Annotated in this window: 13 protein-coding genes; 6 read left to right on the top strand and 7 right to left on the bottom strand. The window is 66.0% G+C overall.

Features of this window, described 5'->3' with window-relative positions:
- Positions 1–3: 3 nt before the first annotated feature.
- From DFR24_RS20625 to DFR24_RS20615, 3 genes are all read right to left on the bottom strand, one after another.
- Positions 4–1,299: an acyl-CoA dehydrogenase family protein gene (locus DFR24_RS20625; protein WP_133883524.1), complete on the bottom strand. Its 1,296-nt coding sequence runs from the start codon at positions 1,297–1,299 to the stop codon at positions 4–6.
- Positions 1,300–1,345: 46 nt separating this feature from the next.
- Positions 1,346–1,834 (bottom strand): SRPBCC family protein, encoded by a 489-nt coding sequence (locus DFR24_RS20620; protein WP_133883334.1) that lies wholly within the window; start codon positions 1,832–1,834, stop codon positions 1,346–1,348.
- A 133-nt stretch (positions 1,835–1,967) separates the two neighbouring features.
- Positions 1,968–2,531: an adenylate kinase gene (locus DFR24_RS20615; RefSeq protein WP_133883333.1), complete on the bottom strand. Its 564-nt coding sequence runs from the start codon at positions 2,529–2,531 to the stop codon at positions 1,968–1,970.
- A gap of 287 nt (positions 2,532–2,818) precedes the next feature.
- Between DFR24_RS20615 and DFR24_RS20610 the strand changes: the two genes are divergently transcribed.
- Both DFR24_RS20610 and ppa read left to right on the top strand, forming a co-directional pair.
- Entirely contained in the window at positions 2,819–4,864 is a 2,046-nt protein-coding gene (locus DFR24_RS20610) for a sodium-translocating pyrophosphatase (RefSeq protein WP_133883332.1), read from the top strand.
- A gap of 263 nt (positions 4,865–5,127) precedes the next feature.
- On the top strand, positions 5,128–5,676 hold the full coding sequence (gene ppa / locus DFR24_RS20605; RefSeq protein ID WP_133883331.1) for an inorganic diphosphatase: 549 nt from the start codon (positions 5,128–5,130) through the stop codon (positions 5,674–5,676).
- An 86-nt stretch (positions 5,677–5,762) separates the two neighbouring features.
- On the opposite strand, the gene DFR24_RS20600 is transcribed toward ppa, so the two are convergent.
- Positions 5,763–6,203: a DUF3293 domain-containing protein gene (locus tag DFR24_RS20600; RefSeq protein WP_133883330.1), complete on the bottom strand. Its 441-nt coding sequence runs from the start codon at positions 6,201–6,203 to the stop codon at positions 5,763–5,765.
- 46 nt (positions 6,204–6,249) lie between these two features.
- Between DFR24_RS20600 and DFR24_RS20595 the strand changes: the two genes are divergently transcribed.
- The 3 genes from DFR24_RS20595 to DFR24_RS20585 all read left to right on the top strand — a co-directional run bounded on the left by DFR24_RS20595 (position 6,250) and on the right by DFR24_RS20585 (position 11,009).
- The gene (locus DFR24_RS20595; protein ID WP_133883329.1) at positions 6,250–7,869 is read left to right on the top strand and encodes a phytoene desaturase family protein; all 1,620 of its coding nucleotides are present in this window, start codon (positions 6,250–6,252) and stop codon (positions 7,867–7,869) included.
- A gap of 82 nt (positions 7,870–7,951) precedes the next feature.
- On the top strand, positions 7,952–10,699 hold the full coding sequence (locus DFR24_RS20590) for a LuxR C-terminal-related transcriptional regulator (RefSeq protein ID WP_133883328.1): 2,748 nt from the start codon (positions 7,952–7,954) through the stop codon (positions 10,697–10,699).
- A 67-nt stretch (positions 10,700–10,766) separates the two neighbouring features.
- Positions 10,767–11,009 carry a hypothetical protein gene (locus tag DFR24_RS20585; RefSeq protein ID WP_133883327.1) on the top strand — a complete coding sequence of 81 codons (243 nt, stop codon included), beginning with the start codon at positions 10,767–10,769 and terminating at the stop codon, positions 11,007–11,009.
- 81 nt (positions 11,010–11,090) lie between these two features.
- Here DFR24_RS20585 and DFR24_RS20580 read toward each other — a convergent pair whose 3' ends face one another.
- Positions 11,091–12,548 (bottom strand): flavin-containing monooxygenase, encoded by a 1,458-nt coding sequence (locus tag DFR24_RS20580; protein ID WP_133883326.1) that lies wholly within the window; start codon positions 12,546–12,548, stop codon positions 11,091–11,093.
- 340 nt (positions 12,549–12,888) lie between these two features.
- Between DFR24_RS20580 and DFR24_RS20575 the strand changes: the two genes are divergently transcribed.
- Complete coding sequence (locus DFR24_RS20575; protein ID WP_210772484.1) at positions 12,889–13,185, top strand: hypothetical protein; 297 nt, start codon at positions 12,889–12,891, stop codon at positions 13,183–13,185.
- Between the two features lie 150 nt (positions 13,186–13,335).
- Here DFR24_RS20575 and DFR24_RS20570 read toward each other — a convergent pair whose 3' ends face one another.
- Positions 13,336–14,961 (bottom strand): flavin-containing monooxygenase, encoded by a 1,626-nt coding sequence (locus tag DFR24_RS20570; protein WP_133883324.1) that lies wholly within the window; start codon positions 14,959–14,961, stop codon positions 13,336–13,338.
- A gap of 165 nt (positions 14,962–15,126) precedes the next feature.
- Entirely contained in the window at positions 15,127–16,761 is a 1,635-nt protein-coding gene (locus DFR24_RS20565) for a flavin-containing monooxygenase (RefSeq protein WP_133883323.1), read from the bottom strand.
- Between the last annotated feature and the right edge of the window lie 102 nt (positions 16,762–16,863).

Genomic DNA, 16,863 nt, shown 5'->3' with positions numbered 1-16,863 from the left:
GGTTCAGACCAGCAGCACGCCTTCGATGAAACCGACGGCGCGAAGATCGCGATACCAGCGTTCCGCCGGATGCTCCTTCACGAAGCCGTGTCCGCCGAGCAGCTGCACGGCGTCGGAGCCGATCTGCATGCCCTTGTCGGCGCACAGCCGGCGCGCGAGCGCCGTCTCCTCGAAGAAGGATTTCGACTGCTCCGCGCGGCTCGCGGCGCGATACGTCAACAGGCGCATTCCCTCGATCTCGATCGCCGCATTGGCCACCGTGAACGCGACCGCCTGGCGATGACTGATCGGCTCGCCGAACGCGACACGCTCGTTGACGTAGGGCACGAGGTAATCGAGCGCGGCCTGCGCTGTGCCGACCGCCACCGCGCACCAGCCCACGCGCGCAAGACTGATGCAGGTGGCGTAGATGTCGGCCGACCCGTTGCCGAGCAGCGCGCGATTCGCGAGCACGACGTTGTCGAGCACGACACGGCCGGTGGCCGCGGCGCGCAGGCCCATGGCCGGCTCTGCCTGGATGCTCAGACCGGCCGTCGACGATTCGACGATGAACAAGGCCGGACCACGACCTTCGAGATGAGCCGCGACGATGAACAGCTCGGCCTGCGCCGCGCGCGGGACCAGCGACTTCACGCCGTCGAGCACATAACCGTCCGGCGTGCGGCGCGCCTTGACCGACAACTTGAACGGATCGAACAGCGCCGAAGGTTCCTGGATCGCAAGCGCCGCCGCCGGCGATTTCTCTCCGGCGAAAGCGGGCAGATAGGCCGACTGCTGCTCGCTGTCCCCCCACAGCACCAGCGCATTGCTGACCGCCGAGGGTGCGAGGCAGGCCACGGCAAGCGACAGATCGCCATGCGCGAGCGCCTCGGCCACCAGCACGCTGGTCATCGCCGAACGTTCCTGCCCTGCTCCGCCGAGCGACTCCGGCAGGCCCAGCAGGTGGATGCCGAGCTCACTTGCCGAGGCGAGCAGTTCGGGCGTCGCTGCACAGGCCGTGTCGGCGGCAAGGGCCGCAGGACGCAGCTGCTCGTCCGCGAAGCTGCGGCACGAGTCACGCAGCATCTCCTGCTCTTCGCTGGGAGTCAGATCGAAGAGGCCGTCGCCGGAACGCTGCGTCAACCGTGCAGGCTGCACGAGTTTCTGCGTCGACTTGAAGACGCGGCTGGCGGCGCCGACCGTGGCGAAGCCCGCGCGCGAAGCGCCGAAGATCGCCTTCTCGGCGGGCTTGCGCAGGCCGAGCTTGTCCACCGCCTTGAGTCCTGCGAAACGATTGAGCACACGCAGGCCCAGGCCCATCGCGTCCTTGGCGACATTCATTCGTCGAACCCCTGAAGGTGAAGGCTCAGGCCGAAACCTGGGCCTTGTGACTGCCGGAGGCGGCGGTGAGCTTGTCGAGGAAGCTGTCGATCAGGGCCGTGAACTTGCCCTGGATGAAGGCCGGCGCCACGAGGCGATACATCAGCGGCACCGGCACATCGTTGAGTTCGCCGCGCACGCGCAGCGTGATGCGCGTGGACTTACCCTCGCCGGCCAGCCGGAGCTGCCCTTCGAGCTGCGCGTTGCCGACCTTGGGAATCGGCTTCCAGCTCAGCTCGGACTTGGGCAGGTCGAGCGTGCAGCGCGCGCCGAAGCTGACGTCATGCGCGATCTTGGCGATCGAAGACCCGATGGTGTGCATGTCCAGGCGGAAGTCCTGCGCGCCGAGCACGTTCAGCTTCTTCAGCTTGGGAAATTTCTTCAGCGTGCCTTCGACATCCGTCAGCAGGCTTGCGAGCTGGACTTGCGACAGCGGCACGGTCTTGTGCCGCTCCAGGTCGATCTTGATGTTCACTTCGGGACTCTCCTCGTCATCGTTCGAGGAGCGTCGCACGCGGCGTCGGAACCGAACCTTGGCCGGCGCGTCAGATCAGCGGTCGATCCAGCCAAGCTTTCGAAACGGGTCCGCGACGTGCGGACCCGAATGGTTACTTCAGCACCGCGACGATGCGCTGGAAGATCTCGTCGAGCGTGCCAACGCCTTCGACCTTCACCAGCTTGCCCTGCTTGCCGTAGAAGTCGAGCAGCGGGCTGGTCTCGGCGTTGTAGACCTCGATGCGATGACGGATGACCGGCTCGGTGTCGTCCGCGCGGCCTTCCTTCTGCGCGCGGTCGAGCAGACGCTTGACGATCTCCTCGTCGGTCACGTGCAGGTGCAGGGCCTTGCCGATGCCCGCGGCGCCCTGGCGCTTGAGCATGTCGTCGAGCACCTGCGCCTGCGCGAGATTGCGCGGGAAGCCGTCGAGGATGAAGCCCTTCTTGGCGTCGTCCTCGGCCAGCCGGTCCTCGACGATGCCGTACACGACCTCGTTGGCGACCAGGTCGCCCGCGTCCATGGCCGCCTTGGCGGTCATGCCCAGCGGCGTCTTGGCCTTGACCGCGGCACGCAGCGCGTCGCCAGTCGAAATCTTGGGAATACCGAAGTGGGCGACCAACTTCTCGCCCTGGGTTCCCTTGCCCGAGCCGGGCGCACCTAGCAGCACTAGTCTCATGGTGTGTCTATCGCTTGAGTGTCAGCCCTGTACCGGGCTTGTGATGGTTCAACGCCCGCCGTGCGGCGCGCGTGCTCTGGCCCCTTTCTAACTGCACGGATTGTGCCCGAAGGGCCCCCTCTTGGGCGAGTTACGGGAGCACCCTCGGCATGGTCGGAGCCCAAAAACCCCGTGGTAGACTCGCGCGCGTTTTTTGTCGCCTTATAAGGCCATCGGCCGGATGTACGGTCGGGCTAGCGCGTCGCAGCACCGGACGTCCCAAAACCTATTAGAGGGGAGCCAATACGATGTTGTTGGAAAACGGGTTGTTGATTGCGCTGGCCTGTGCGGCCGCGGCAATCGTGTACGGCGGCGTCGTCGCCAAATGGATCGTCGGCATGCCGGCGGGCAACGAGAAGATGCAGTCGATCGCCGCGGCGATTCAGGAAGGCGCCGGCGCCTACCTGCGGCGCCAGTACACGAGCATCGCCGTCGTCGGCGTGATCCTGTTCCTGGTGATCGGCTTCGTGCCGCAGCTCGGCTGGCCTACCGCCATCGGCTTCGCCATCGGTGCCGTGCTCTCGGGCCTCGCCGGATTCATCGGCATGTTCGTGTCGGTTCGCGCCAACGTGCGTACCGCGCAGGCCGCCACCGTCAGCCTCAACAACGCGCTCAACGTCAGCTTCAAGGGCGGCGCCATCACCGGCATGCTGGTCGTCGGTCTGGGCCTGCTCGGCGTGGCCGGCTACTTCATGGTGGTCATGAAGGGTGAGCCGAGCGCCGAAGCGCTCAACGCGACGCTGCAGCCCATGATCGGCCTGGCCTTCGGCTCGTCGCTGATCTCGATCTTCGCGCGCCTCGGCGGCGGCATCTTCACCAAGGGTGCCGACGTCGGCGCCGACCTGGTGGGCAAGGTCGAAGCGGGCATCCCCGAGGATGACCCACGCAACCCGGCCGTCATCGCCGACAACGTGGGCGACAACGTCGGCGACTGCGCCGGCATGGCCGCGGATCTGTTCGAGACCTACGCGGTCACCGTGATCGCGGCGATGCTCGTTGCGGGCATCTCCTACGCGACCTACGGCTGGGCCGGTGCGATGTACCCGCTGCTGCTCGGCGCGGTCAGCATCCCCGCCTCGATCGTCGGCACGTTCTTCGTGAAGGCGCGTGAAGGCGGCAAGATCATGAACGCGCTGTATCGCGGCCTCGCGGTTTCCGGCGGCCTGGCGGCGGTGGCGTTCTACTTCGTGACGACGACGCTGTTCCCCGTCAGCGACGCCCTACCCCACGGCGGCATGCCGCTGTTCTACTGCACGCTGATCGGCCTGGCCCTGACCGCGCTGCTGGTGGTCATCACCGAGTACTACACCGCAACCGAGTACGGCCCGGTTCAACAGGTCGCGCTGGCTTCGGAGACGGGTCACGGCACCAATGTCATCGCCGGCCTCGCCGTGTCGATGAAGTCGACCGCTGCACCGGTGCTGGTGGTGGCGGCCGCGATGTGGGGCACCTACGAGATCGCGGGCCTGTACGGCATCGCGATCGCGGCGACGGCCATGCTGTCGATGGCCGGCATGGTCGTGGCGCTCGACGCCTACGGTCCGATCACCGACAACGCGGGCGGCATCGCGGAGATGAGCGGCATGGACAAGTCCATCCGCAAGACCACGGACGCGCTCGATGCGGTCGGCAACACGACCAAGGCCGTGACCAAGGGCTATGCCATCGGTTCGGCGGGCCTGGCGGCGCTGGTGCTGTTCGCGGACTACGCGCACAAGCTCAGCGAGAAGGGCACGGCGGTCGACTTCTCGATCAACAACGTCGACGTCGTCATCGGCCTGCTCATCGGCGGCATGATTCCCTACCTGTTCGGCGCGTTCGCCATGCAGGCGGTGGGTCGCGCGGCCGGTGCGGTGGTGGTGGAAGTTCGCCGCCAGTTCCGCGAGATCGCCGGCATCATGGAAGGCACGGGCAAGCCGGACTACGCCAAGAGCGTCGACCTGCTGACCAAGGCCGCCATCCGCGAGATGATCATCCCCTCGATGCTCCCGCTGTTCATCCCGATCATCGTCGGCATGACGCTGGGTGCGGATGCGCTGGGCGGCCTGCTGATGGGCACCATCGTGACCGGCCTGTTCGTGGCGATCTCGATGTGCACGGGTGGCGGCGCCTGGGATAACGCCAAGAAGTACATCGAAGAAGGCCATCACGGCGGCAAGGGTTCGGAAGCGCACAAGGCAGCCGTCACCGGCGACACCGTGGGCGATCCGTACAAGGACACCGCCGGCCCGGCCATCAATCCGCTGATCAAGATCATCAACATCGTGGCGTTGTTGCTGGTGCCCTTGCTCTGATTTGAGAGATGGGGCGACGGGGGACCCGTCGCCCGTCCCGCGCCGCACGAACTGTCACTGGCAGTTCGTAAACGCGGCGCGGGACTCATCAACATCGTGGCCCTGCTGCTGGTGCCCCTGCTCTGATCGGTCTGCATCAAGAAAAAGCCCCGGCTCGTCCGGGGCTTTTTTTGCGTCCTGATTTGGTGCGACGCATCATTCCGGACGGCACCGCCGATATAATTCCCGCCCCCCGATTCCCCGCTCCGGCAAGGTCCCTCCTGATGTCCCTCGAACTCGTCCCCACTGGCAAGAACGTTCCCGACGACATCAACGTCGTCATCGAAATCGCGATGAACAGCGAGCCCGTGAAGTACGAGGTGGACAAGGCATCCGGGCAGATCTTCGTGGATCGCCTGCTGACGACGCCGATGCGCTACCCCTGCAACTACGGGTATGTGCCGCACACGCTGAGCGGCGACGGCGATCCGATCGACGCCCTGGTGATGATGCCGATGCAGCTGACGCCGGGCTGCATCATCAACTGCCGTCCGATCGGCATGCTCGAGATGGAAGACGAGAGCGGCATCGACGAGAAGCTGGTGGTGGTCCCCAGCGACAAGATCAGCCGCTTGTACAGCGACATCACCTCGGTCCGCGAGCTGCCCGACCTGATCCGCGACCAGATCTCCCATTTCTTCGAGCACTACAAGGATCTCGAAAAAGGGAAGTGGGTGAAGATCAGGGGCTGGCACGGCCCCCAGGACGCCAAGAAGGCGATCCTCGACAGCGTCCAGCGCTACAAGGCCGAGCCGGTTGCCCCGAACTTCTGATTTCTCCGCACCGTAGCCCGGGTGAAACCCGGAATTTTCGGCGCGATCGGAGCGCAAAGCCCCGGGTTTCACCCGGGCTACCGCGCTCAACGCAGCAGCAGCAACTTCGGCACCGCATCGGTATCCGCCCACAGCACCGCGTTCTGACCATGCCGGCGCCCCCAATCGCAGGCCGCCGCTCGATCCACGTCCGGTACCAGGACGCTGACCTCCTCGTCCGGCCAGGCACCGCTGGGATCCGACCCGACGCCGGGCACCCAGGCCAGGCCGGCGGCGCGCAGTTCATCGATCAACCGCTGCTGCCGCTGCTCGTTCCGATCGCGCGACAGCGACTCGCCGAGCGGATTCCAGGCCGTGATGAACATCGCGCCAGTGTGGCCCCCGGCCTGCATCAGACGCCCGAGGCCGGGGCCGTGCACGTCTACCTTCATCGTGAACGGCGGCGCGAGATCGACGCGGTAATGCGTCGCGCGATAGGCAGCGACCAGGCCGGGGTCGAGGGCCGACAGATGCTCCGGAACGTCCATTGACGCACAGTAGCCGCGCGCGCAACCGCGCAACAGGCCCGACTCCGTGAACGCGACCTACGACACCCTGATCATCGGCGCCGGCCACAACGGCCTGGTCTGCGCCGCCTATCTCGCAAAAGCCGGCCGCAAGGTGCTGGTTCTCGAACGGCGCGGCCTCGTCGGCGGCGCCTGCGTCACCGAGGAGATCGCGCCGGGCTATCGCACGTCCACCGCCTCGTACGTGGTCAGCCTGCTGCTGCCGGAGATCGAACGCGATCTGCGGCTCACGCAATTCGGCTACAAGGTTCTGCCGCGCAGCCCTTCGTCGTTCACGCCGTTCGCGGACGGCCGTTCGCTGCTGATGGGGCCGGACGCGGAACTCAATCGCAGCGAGATCGCGAAATTCTCGGCGCGCGATGCCGAGGCCTACCCGAAGTACGAAGCGCTGCTGACGCGTATCGCCGAGCACCTCGAGCCGGCGCTGATGGACACGCCGCCCGACCTGCTGCCGCTGCCCGCCGAGTGGCGCCGTCGCGGCTTCATGGACCGCCTGCGCAACCTGCGCCGCGGCAGCGCGCTGTATCGGGCGATGAAGAAGCTGGGCCCCGATCTGCCGGAGGCCATCGAGATCCTGACGGGCGCCGCGACGCCGGTGCTCGATCGCTGGTTCGAATCGCCGGAGCTGAAGGGCACGCTCGCCACCGACGCGATCATCGGCAGCTTCGCCCCGCCCTCCGCTGCCGGTTCCGGCTATGTGCTGCTGCACCACGTCATGGGCATGGCCGGCGGTGCGCGTGGTGTCTGGGGCTATGTGGAAGGCGGCATGGGAGCGCTGACGCAGGCGATGGCACGCTCGGCACAGGCGTCGGGCGTCGAGATCCGTTGTGATGCGCCGGTGGCCGAGATCCTGGTCGAGAACGGCCGCGCCTGCGGCGTGCGGCTAGGCAACGGCGAGATGATCCGCGCCCGGCAAGTGGCTTCCAACGCCACCGCCCAGGTCACGTTCGAGCATCTGGTCCGCGCCGATGCGCTGCCCGCAGACTTCCGGCGCGCCGTGCGCCGGATCGACTACTCGAGCGCCGCGGTGAAGATCAATCTCGCCGTCTCCGAATTGCCGCGCTTCCGCTGCATGCCGGATCGCGGCGGCGCGGTCGGCCCGGAGCATCGCGGCACGATCCACATCAACTCGATGCCAGAAGACCTCGAGCGCGCCTACGAGGATGCGCGGCGCGGCATGCCAAGCCAACGGCCGGTGATCGAGATGGTGATCCCGAGCAGCGTGGACACGACGCTCGCGCCGGCCGGTCACCACATCGTGAACCTGTTCGTGCAGTACGCGCCGTATACCCCGACCGAAGCGGGCTGGGACAGCCTGCGCGACGTGTTCGCCGACCGCTGCATCTCGCAGATCAACGAGCATGCGCCCAACTTCGCGGCCAGTGTGCTGCATCGCGAAGTGCTGGCGCCGCCCGACCTGGAGCGCCGTTTCAATCTCACCGGCGGCAACATCTTCCAGGGCGCCATGCCGCTGCATCAGCTCTTCAGCTTCCGTCCGGTACCGGGCTGGGGTGACTACGCGACACCCGTGCCGGGCCTGTTCCTGTGCGGCGCCGCGGCCCACCCGGGCGGCGGCGTGATGGGCGCCTGTGGGCGCAACGCTGCGCAGGCGATGCTGCGCGGCTGACACGGCTGCCGTTCTTCCCTGCGCGCGTGGACTTGCGCCCGGCACTCCGATAAAACCCTGTATCGGTGATGCTCGAACGGAAATGAAGCGCGCAGCGAACAAGAACAATACCGGCACGCGGCCCAAGCCCCTGGTCAGTACCAAGCTGCGGCCTCCGTCCAACCGCGGGACGCTGATCGAGCGGCCGCAGCTCATCGAAACCTTGCGCGAGACCTTGTCGCGCAAGCTGGCGCTGGTCTACGGGCCTGCGGGCTTCGGCAAGACGACGCTGGCGACGCAGTGGCATGCCCAGCTTCGCGAGGCCGGCACCTCGGTGGCCTGGCTCGCCGTCGATTCATCCGACAACGATCTCAACCGCTTCCTCGGATACCTGGTCGAGGCCGTGCGCAGCGCCGAGCCCGACATGGGCGAAGGCTTGCGCGACGTGATCGAGGCCAGCCCGGGCAGCGCCGTCGACTTCGTCATCGACACGCTGGTCAATGATCTTTCGCTGCACGACGCCGACTTTGTGCTGTTCCTCGACGACTGGCACCTGGTCACCGAGTCGCGCGTGCACGAGACGCTGCAGATGCTGCTGTCGCGCAGCCCGCCCAACCTGCACGTCGTCGTCGCCAGCCGCACGCGAACCGGCATTCCGCTGGCCCGCCTGCGCGTGCAGAACGAGCTGGTCGAAATTGACGCCGCGCGGCTGCGCTTCGATTTCGAGGAATCGCGCACCTACCTGACCTCGGTGAAATCGCTGGATCTTCGGCCCGAAGACCTGGTCGCGCTGTGGCGCAGTACCGAAGGCTGGGCGGCCGCGCTGCAGCTTGCCTCGCTGTCGCTGCGCGAGTCCGGCGATCACGAGCGCATCCTGCAATGGACCTCGGGCGCATCCAACGACATCGGCGAATACCTGGCCGAGAACGTCGTCGACAACCTGCCGGCGGACCAGGTCAGCTTCATGCTCAAGACCTCGGTGCTGGACCGCCTCTGCGGCGATCTCTGTGCCGCGGTGACCGGCAAGAAGGACAGCACGGCACGGCTCGAGGCGCTGGAAAAGCAGGAGATGTTCCTGCTGCCGATGGACGAGGAGCGGCAGTGGTTCCGCTACCACCACCTGTTCGCGCGCTTCCTGCACCGGCGCCTGCAGAAGCAGATGCCGGACAAGATCAAGGATCTGCATCTGGCGGCCGCCGAGTGGTTTTCGTCGCGCGGCCACACCGCCGATGCGGTGAAGCACGCTCTGCTCGCCGAAGAGACCTCCGAGGCCGTCGCGCTGGTCGAGCGCGATGCGATGAACCTGGTCGAACACAGTCACATGTCGACCTTGCTGAACCTGGTCAGCCAGTTGCCGCGCACCGCGCTGTTCGACCGCCCACGCCTGCAGATGGCCATCGCCTGGGCCACCTGCCTGACGCATCGCCGCCAGGAATCGATGGAAGCGCTGTGGCACGTCGAGCGCCTCGCCGAGGCCGCGCCGCCGCAGCAGAAGGCGCTGCTGCTCGACGAGGCCAAGTGCGTGCGCGCGTGCAACAGCGTCTACGCGGACCAGATCACCGGCGTCGAGCAACTCGTGAAGCCGGTCCTCTCGCAGGTCGACAAGTTCTCGCCCTGGGCCGTCGCGGTGGCCGCCAACATCCGGGCGTACTGCTACATCCGGGCCTCGGACTACGGCAAGGTCGCGCCGCTGATGCTGTCGGCGCGCGCCTATCAGGATCGGGTCGAGGGTGTCTTCGCGGCGGTCTACGGCCGCTGTTTCGACGGCATCGCCGCGCAGAGCGCAGGGCGCCTGGGTGCGGCGCGCGAGATGTTCTCGGGCGCGATGGACGTGGCGATCCGTACGGCCGGACGCCAGTCCCACGCAGCGCGGCTCGCCGGCGCGCTGCTCGGCCAGCTCTTGTACGAAGAGAATGATCTGGCCCGGGCCGAGCGCCTGCTCAGCGACAGCCGCGTGCTCGGCTTCGAAGGCGGCGTCGTGGATTTCTACACCGCGACCTACCTGTCGAGCAGCCGCCTGATGCTGCTCAAGGGCGACGCCGAGGAAGCGCTGGCGATCCTCCAGGAAGGCGAGGACACGGGACGCGCGCTGTCGCTCGACCGGCTGCGCGTCGCGGTGGCCTGCGAACGCGTGCGCGTGAAGCTGACCGGGGGGGACGTGCGCGGCGCCGAGCAGATCCTGGCCGAGGTCGACACCCGCCAGCAGCCCACCGACAGCGACGAGGTGCGCGTCTATATCGCGACCGCCAAGGCGCGCCTGCTGTGCGCGCGCGGCACCGCGGGGCTGGCGGTGGGCATCCTGCGTGCACAGATCGCCGCCGCCACGCGCCGCGGACAGAAGCTGCAGGAACTGGTCATGCGCATCCTGCTGTCGGTGGCGCTGGACCTCGATGGTGAGGCCGCGGAAGCCGAACGCGCGCTGCTCGATACCGTCGACGAGGCCGTTCCGCTGGGTCTGATCCGCTCGCTGCTCGACGAGGGGCCGCCGCTGATCACGATCCTGGAACGCGCGCGCGACCATTGCCGCAAGCACGGTGCCGACGCCGGCGAGGGCGTGCGCTTCAGCGCCACGGCCCAACGCCTGCTGATGATCAGCCGGCATCCGGCACACGGTGTGCGCGGCCAGTCGGGTTCGCGCACACGCGTCGCGGAACTCACCGCGCGCGAAACCGAGGTGCTGCGCCTGCTCGAGCAGGGGCGCTCGAACAAGGAGATCGCGCGCGCGCTCGCCATCGGCGTCGAGACGGTGAAGTGGTACCTGAAGAACATCTTCGTGAAGCTCGGCGTCTCCACGCGCGCCCAGGCCGTGACCGAATCGCGCCGGCAGAACCTGTTCTCCGCACCCGCCTGATCGCGCCGGAGGCACCCGGGTCCGCCGATTGCTGGCTTGTCCTCAGCGAATCCAGATGGAGCGTGTCATGGACGAATTCGATTTCGGCGACGGACTCAAGATCGTTCTGGTCTCGATCTTCCTGCTCGGTTCCGTGCAGCTGCATGCACTGATCGACGAGTCTTCCCAGCATTCGGAAGAACGCGACGAGCGTGCGGCTTCCCGAGCCGTGTCGGCCCCAACGGTCGATCAGGCTGCCGACGTGCGCGAGGACCTCGACGCCGATGAAGCCCGCCTGCGCAACGGACCAGCCTTGCTGTTCAAGACCTGAAGAAAGGCCCCCGTAGCCCGGACGAAGTCCGGGAATCCCCAACGTGCCGATACCGCGATCTCGTCCCGGCTGCATCAACGCTCAGCGCGCCTCGTACTCCAGCGCCTTGTTCGTCACCGACCCCAGCTTCAGCGCCGCCGCATCGCGCAGGTAATCGTTGAGCACCGTCCACGGCGCCTTGTCGCCCTGCCGCGGCAGGTTGTCGGCGCCACGTCGCACATAACCCGACGCCAGGCTTCCCATCACCGTGTCCTGCGTGAGCTTGATGCCCTTCGCACGCGGCGTGACGGTCTTGAACTTCTTCTTGTCCATGTGCGCGATCATGCGGATGAAGTGCTCGGTGACGATGTCGGCCTTCAGCGTCCAAGACGCATTGGTGTAGCCGAAGATCGCGAGCAGGTTCGGCACTCGGTCGATCATCATCCCCTTGTAGACCAGCCGCTCCTTGATGACGACGGGCTCACCGTCGATGTTCATCTTCGCGCCGCCGAAGAGCTGAAGGTTCAGTCCGGTCGCGGTGACGATGATGTCGGCGTCGAGATGTCCGCCGGATTCCAGCTGGATGCCGGTCGCATCGAAGGCCTTGATCTTGTCGGTGACGATATGCGCCGCGCCCTTGCGCAGCGCGCGGAACAGATCGCCATCGGGCACGACGCACAGGCGCTCGTCCCAGGGGTTGTAGCGCGGCGAGAAGTGCTTGATGTCGACTTCGCCGCCGAGCTGGTGCGCGGTGAGCTTGTGCAGCAGCCGCTTGACGACCTTGGGCCGTTCACGCGACGCGACGAACAGCGCACGCTGCAAGCCGATGTTGCGGATGCGCGTGGCCAGGTACACGGCCTTGGACGGCATGAAGCGCGACAGCTTGGACCACAGCGGATCGACCGCGGGCACTGACAGCACGTAGGTCGGCGAGCGCTGCAGCATCGTCACCTTCGCGCCGCCTGCGGCCATCGAGGGCACCAGCGTGATGGCGGTGGCACCGCTACCGATGACGACGACCTTCTTGCCCGCGTAGTCGAGCTGCTCGGGCCAGTGCTGCGGGTGGACGATCTGCCCCTTGAACTCCTTGCTGCCCGGGAATTCCGGCGTGAAGCCACCGTCATAGCTGTAGTAGCCGGTGGCCGCGATGACGAACGGCGCGGTGTAGATCTCTTCGACGCCGGTCTGCTCGTTGAGCACCGTCACCGACCACAGCGTCTTCGCGGACGACCAGTCCGCGCGCAATACCTTGCGGCCGAAGTGGATGTGCGGCGTGACCCCGTACTGCCCGGCCGCGTCGTTGACGTAGCGCTTGATCGACGCGCCGTCGGCCAGCACCTTGGGTTCGCGCCAGGGACGGAAGTTGTATCCGAAGGTCGACATGTCCGAGTCCGACCGGATGCCCGGATAACGAAACAGGTCCCAGGTTCCGCCGATGGCGCTGCGCCGCTCGAGGATCGCGTAGGTCTTGTTCTTGAGCTTGCGCGTCAGGTGGCAGGCAGCGCCGATGCCGGAGAGACCCGCACCGAGGATCAGGACATCGAAATGCGTGTTGCGCATGGCAAAGCTCCTCCCGTTGATGACCTCGTTGCGGGTCGTCGATCGATCTGTGCGATTCACCCATCGCTGATCGCAGCTTACAACCCTGCGCCGCATGAAGGCCCGTTCCAGGCCTCGCAGCCTGCACACCGCAGCGCATCCGGCTTCACGGCAAAACGAATGGAATCGACCGGAGCAAGGCAGAGCGCCCGAGCCTTGATCACGCGTTCGAGTGCACACGGGCGCGCGCTAGTATTTATCCGAATAAGTCGCCGATTTCTGCGCGGATCGGCCACCTGGGTATGCTCCCTGCGACCTCTCCAGGGTCCGGCATTTCTGCCGGCCACCACTGGAGAATCTGATGAATCAGAAGAACGACCAGAGTCGCAATCAGCAGGGCCAGCAAGGCCAGAAGACCGACGCCCAGCAGCAGGCGGATCAAGCGCGGCAGCAGGGTCAGCAGGACGACCCGAACCGCAGCCGTCAGCAGGGCGACAACCCGTCTGACGGCGGCCAGTCGCGCCAGCAGGGACAGCAGGGCAACGAGTCCAATCGCGATCAGCAGCAGGGCAACAACCAGGATCCGAAGCGCGACCAGCAGGGCCGCCACCAGATCGAACCGGATCAGAAGCAGGGCGACAAACAGGCCGGGCGATAGCATGACGATCGCAGGGTCCGCTCGGCGCGCGTCATTGCCAGCGGCGTCCGCGTAGCTTGGACCGATCGTCGAGATCATTGCGTCACAGGACGATCATGGAAAACAGAAAGGGCCGCTGATGCGGCCCTTTTTTCATGCATCACGTTGGCTTCAGGACATCGAGAATCCTTCGTAGCCACTCGCCTTCACATCCTCGCACTGCTGCCGGTACGCACCGACACCGCCCATGTACGACAGCAGGCGCGGCGGCTTGCCCTCCACGTTGCTGCCCATGTACCAGGACCGGGTCTTGGTGATCAGCGTCATGTTGGCGACTTCGTCGTGGTGCGCGATCCAGCGGTCTTCCATGTCGCGCGTCGGCTCGACGCGCATCGCGCCCTTCGAGCGCGAGTGCTGGATGCAGTCGCTGATCCAGTCGACCTGCTGCTGCAGGCAGGTCGGCACGTTGCAGAACGCCGCCGCGGGCGCGAACGGCGCCATCGTCGTGAACAAGTTGGGATACCCGTGCACCGACAGGCCCATCGTCGTGCGGATGCCCTGTTTCCAGCTCTCCTTGAGCGAGATGTTATCGCGGCCGCGGACATCGATGGCCGACAGCGCACCGGTTCCCGCGTCGAACCCGGTCGCGAAGATCAGCAGGTCGAGCGGATATTCCTGCTTCGACGTGCGCACCCCGTTCGCGGTGATCGCCTCGATCTTCTCGTCGCTGATGTCGACCAGCTCCACGTTGTCGCGGTTGAAGGTCTCGTAATACTGCGTCTCCAGCGGAACCCGTCGCGTTCCGAATCCGTACGTCGTCGGCACCAGCTTGTCGGCGACTTTCGGATCGCGAATGCGTTCGCGGATCTTGCCGCGTACGAACTTCGAGATTTCCTCGTTGACCTCCGCGTCCGTGAACAGATCGCTGAAGCCACCGATCCACATCGCCAGCGAGCCGTCGGCCCACAGGCGTTCGAGGATCGCCTCGCGCTCCTCGGGATCGGTCTGGCGGAACGTCTTGTCCTGGAAGTCGTAATCGAAGCCCGCGAACGTGCGATGTACGCGCTTCTTGAGATCGCCGTAGCGCTCGCGGAAGGCCTGCATGTCACCGGGCCCGTACTTCGGATTGCGCATCGGCACCGCGTAGTTCGGCGTGCGCTGGAACACCGTCAGGTGCGCGCACTGCGGCCCGACGGTCTGGATCACCTGGATGCCGGTGGCGCCGGTGCCCACGATGCCCACGCGCAGGCCGGAGAAATCGACCTCCTCCTTGGGCCAGCGGGCGGTGTGGATGATCTGCCCCCTGAACTTCTCATGGCCCGGAAACGACGGCACCAGCGGTGCCGAGATACCACCGGTGCAGAATGCGGCGTACTGCGTGTCGAACACTTCGCCCATCATCGTCGTGATGGTCCAGCGGCCGCTCTTCTCGTCGTATCGGGCGGCCTTGACGCGCGTGTTGAACTGGATGTTTTCGCGCAGATCGAAACGATCCGCCACGTGATTGAGATATTTCTCCATCACGGTCTGGTCCGGAAAACGTTCGGGCCAGCTCCACTCGTCGAGCAGTTCGTCGGAGAACCAGTACTGGTAGACGTAGGCCTGCGAGTCGACGCGGGCGCCCGGATAGCGGTTCCAGTACCAGGTACCGCCGACGCTGGTGCCGGCTTCGAGCACCTTCACCCGGAGCCCCTGCTCCCGCAGGCGGTACAGCATGTACATGCCCGAAATGCCGGCGCCGACGACGATCGCGTCGTAAGTCTTGGCTGGCTGCGGGACCTGTGCGGTGAAGGCCATTGAGTATCTCCTCGAGCGGACCCTGCGGTGGGCCGCGCGGTCTGCCGCCGCCCGTGCACCACCGCTCCGATTTCCACCAAGGGTCGCCTCCTTCCGGCGACACCTCGGCCGCCGAGAGAACAGGGCCACGACGTGGCCCGCCCTCGCGGCTGCGGACTTACCGCATCAGCTCAGCGCAAAACCCTTGTACCCGCTTTCCTTGATGTCTTCGCAGGCCTTCTTGTACGTGTGAACGCCGCCCGGGTACGACAGCAAGCGACGCGGCTTGCCCGGCACGTTCGAGCCCATGTACCAGGAGTTGGACTTGGCGAACAGCGAGGAATTGGAGATGCCGTCGTGGTGCTCCACCCAAGCGTCTTCGGTCTCCTTGGTCGGTTCGATGACCTTGAGACCCTTGTCGCGCATATAGCCGATCGTGTCCGCGATCCAGCCCGCCTGCTGCTGCAGGCAGGTGGTCATGTTGCACAGCGCGGCCGCGGGTGCGAGCGGCGCGCCGGTGGTGAACAGGTTCGGATAGCCATGCACCTGCAGGCCCAGCGTGGTGCGGATGTCCTTGCCCCACTCTTCCTTCAGCGAGCGCCCGTCACGACCGCGGATGTCCATGCGCGTGAGCGCGCCGCTGCCGGCATCGAAGCCCGTGGCCAGGATCAGCACGTCGAACTCGTGCACCTTGCCATCGGAGGTCTTCACGCCCTCGGGCACGATCTCCGTGATTCCCGTCTTGTGGCAGTTCACCGCCGTGACGTTGGGCTGCAGGAACGCTTCGAGGTAGCCGCTCTCGAGCGGTACGCGGTGGATGCCGAAGCCGTGGTTGGACGGAATCAGCGTCTCCCACAGGTCCGGACGGGACTTGAGACGCTCCTGCATCTTGCCGCGCACGAACGCGGAGATTTCTTCGCTGGCTTCCTTGAAGAAGAAGATCTCCGTGTACGCCGCCAGCCAAAGCGACAGCGATCCGTCGGCCCACAGGCGCTCGTACACCTTGTGGCGCTCCTCGGGCGTCTGGTCGTGCCACTTGCCGTTGGTGAAGTCGTAGTCGAAGCCGGCGTACGTGCTGTTGACCTGCTTCTGGGTCTCCGCGAAGCGCTTCTTGAATTCCGCGCGATCCGCGTCGTTGTACTTCGGGTTGCGCATCGGCGTGATGTAGTTCGGATTGAGCACGAACACTTCCATGCTGCCGACCACCGGCGCGATGGTCTGGATCACCTGGATGCCGGTGGCGCCCACGCCGACGACACCGACTTTCTTGCCGGCGAGGTCCACCTTTTCACGCGGCCAGCGCGCCGTGGTGAGCAACTGGCCCTTGAAGGTCTTCTGGCCCTTGAAGAGGTCCGTCATCGGCGCGGACAGCATGCCGGTGCAGCTCACGAAGAACTGCGTGTCGATCTTGTCGCCCTTGTCGGTCGTCACCAGCCAGCGGCCGGTCGACTCGTCGTAGTGCGCGGATTCGACGCGCGTGTCGAACTTGTAGTTGGGCTTCAGGTCGAGAAAGTTGGCGGCGAACTGCAACCAGCGCTCGTTGTCGGGCTGGGCGCCGAAGCGCTCGCGCGGTCCTTCCCACGCATCGTGCAGTTCCTGCGAGAACCAGAACTGGTAGATCTCGGTCTGCGAGTCGAAGCGGCATCCGGGATACCGGTTCCAGTACCACGTGCCGCCCACATCCGATCCGGCTTCGATGCCCTGCACCTTCAGGCCTTTCTTTCGCAGCTGGTAGGTCTCGGCGAGGCCGGCAACGCCGGCGCCGACGACGACGGCGTCACACGTCTGGGTCGCCTTGGCGGCGGTAGGGTTAGCGGACATCTGAAATTCTCCTCTGATTCTGTAGTGGGTCCACCGCTTTGCGCGGGGCCGGCCGGTGCGAAGTCCACGCCTGCGACCGTAGGGAGAAGTTATCGGGTGCAC

Origin of the sequence: Panacagrimonas perspica (genome assembly GCF_004364935.1) — a bacterium.
Taxonomy (GTDB): Bacteria; Pseudomonadota; Gammaproteobacteria; order Nevskiales; family Nevskiaceae; genus Panacagrimonas; species Panacagrimonas perspica.
This window is presented reverse-complemented; position numbering and strand designations above follow the sequence as displayed.

What these genes read in the sequence shown, in the direction of transcription:
- DFR24_RS20590 (WP_133883328.1), top strand. Translation starts at nt 7,952, where the DNA reads ATGAAGCGCGCAGCGAACAAGAACAATACCGGCACGCGGCCCAAGCCC.
- DFR24_RS20565 (WP_133883323.1), bottom strand. Translation starts at nt 16,761, where the DNA reads ATGTCCGCTAACCCTACCGCCGCCAAGGCGACCCAGACGTGTGACGCC.
- DFR24_RS20575 (WP_210772484.1), top strand. Translation starts at nt 12,889, where the DNA reads ATGAATCAGAAGAACGACCAGAGTCGCAATCAGCAGGGCCAGCAAGGC.
- DFR24_RS20615 (WP_133883333.1), bottom strand. Translation starts at nt 2,531, where the DNA reads ATGAGACTAGTGCTGCTAGGTGCGCCCGGCTCGGGCAAGGGAACCCAG.
- DFR24_RS20580 (WP_133883326.1), bottom strand. Translation starts at nt 12,548, where the DNA reads ATGCGCAACACGCATTTCGATGTCCTGATCCTCGGTGCGGGTCTCTCC.
- ppa (WP_133883331.1), top strand. Translation starts at nt 5,128, where the DNA reads ATGTCCCTCGAACTCGTCCCCACTGGCAAGAACGTTCCCGACGACATC.
- DFR24_RS20625 (WP_133883524.1), bottom strand. Translation starts at nt 1,299, where the DNA reads ATGGGCCTGGGCCTGCGTGTGCTCAATCGTTTCGCAGGACTCAAGGCG.
- DFR24_RS20585 (WP_133883327.1), top strand. Translation starts at nt 10,767, where the DNA reads ATGGACGAATTCGATTTCGGCGACGGACTCAAGATCGTTCTGGTCTCG.
- DFR24_RS20600 (WP_133883330.1), bottom strand. Translation starts at nt 6,203, where the DNA reads ATGGACGTTCCGGAGCATCTGTCGGCCCTCGACCCCGGCCTGGTCGCT.
- DFR24_RS20610 (WP_133883332.1), top strand. Translation starts at nt 2,819, where the DNA reads ATGTTGTTGGAAAACGGGTTGTTGATTGCGCTGGCCTGTGCGGCCGCG.
- DFR24_RS20570 (WP_133883324.1), bottom strand. Translation starts at nt 14,961, where the DNA reads ATGGCCTTCACCGCACAGGTCCCGCAGCCAGCCAAGACTTACGACGCG.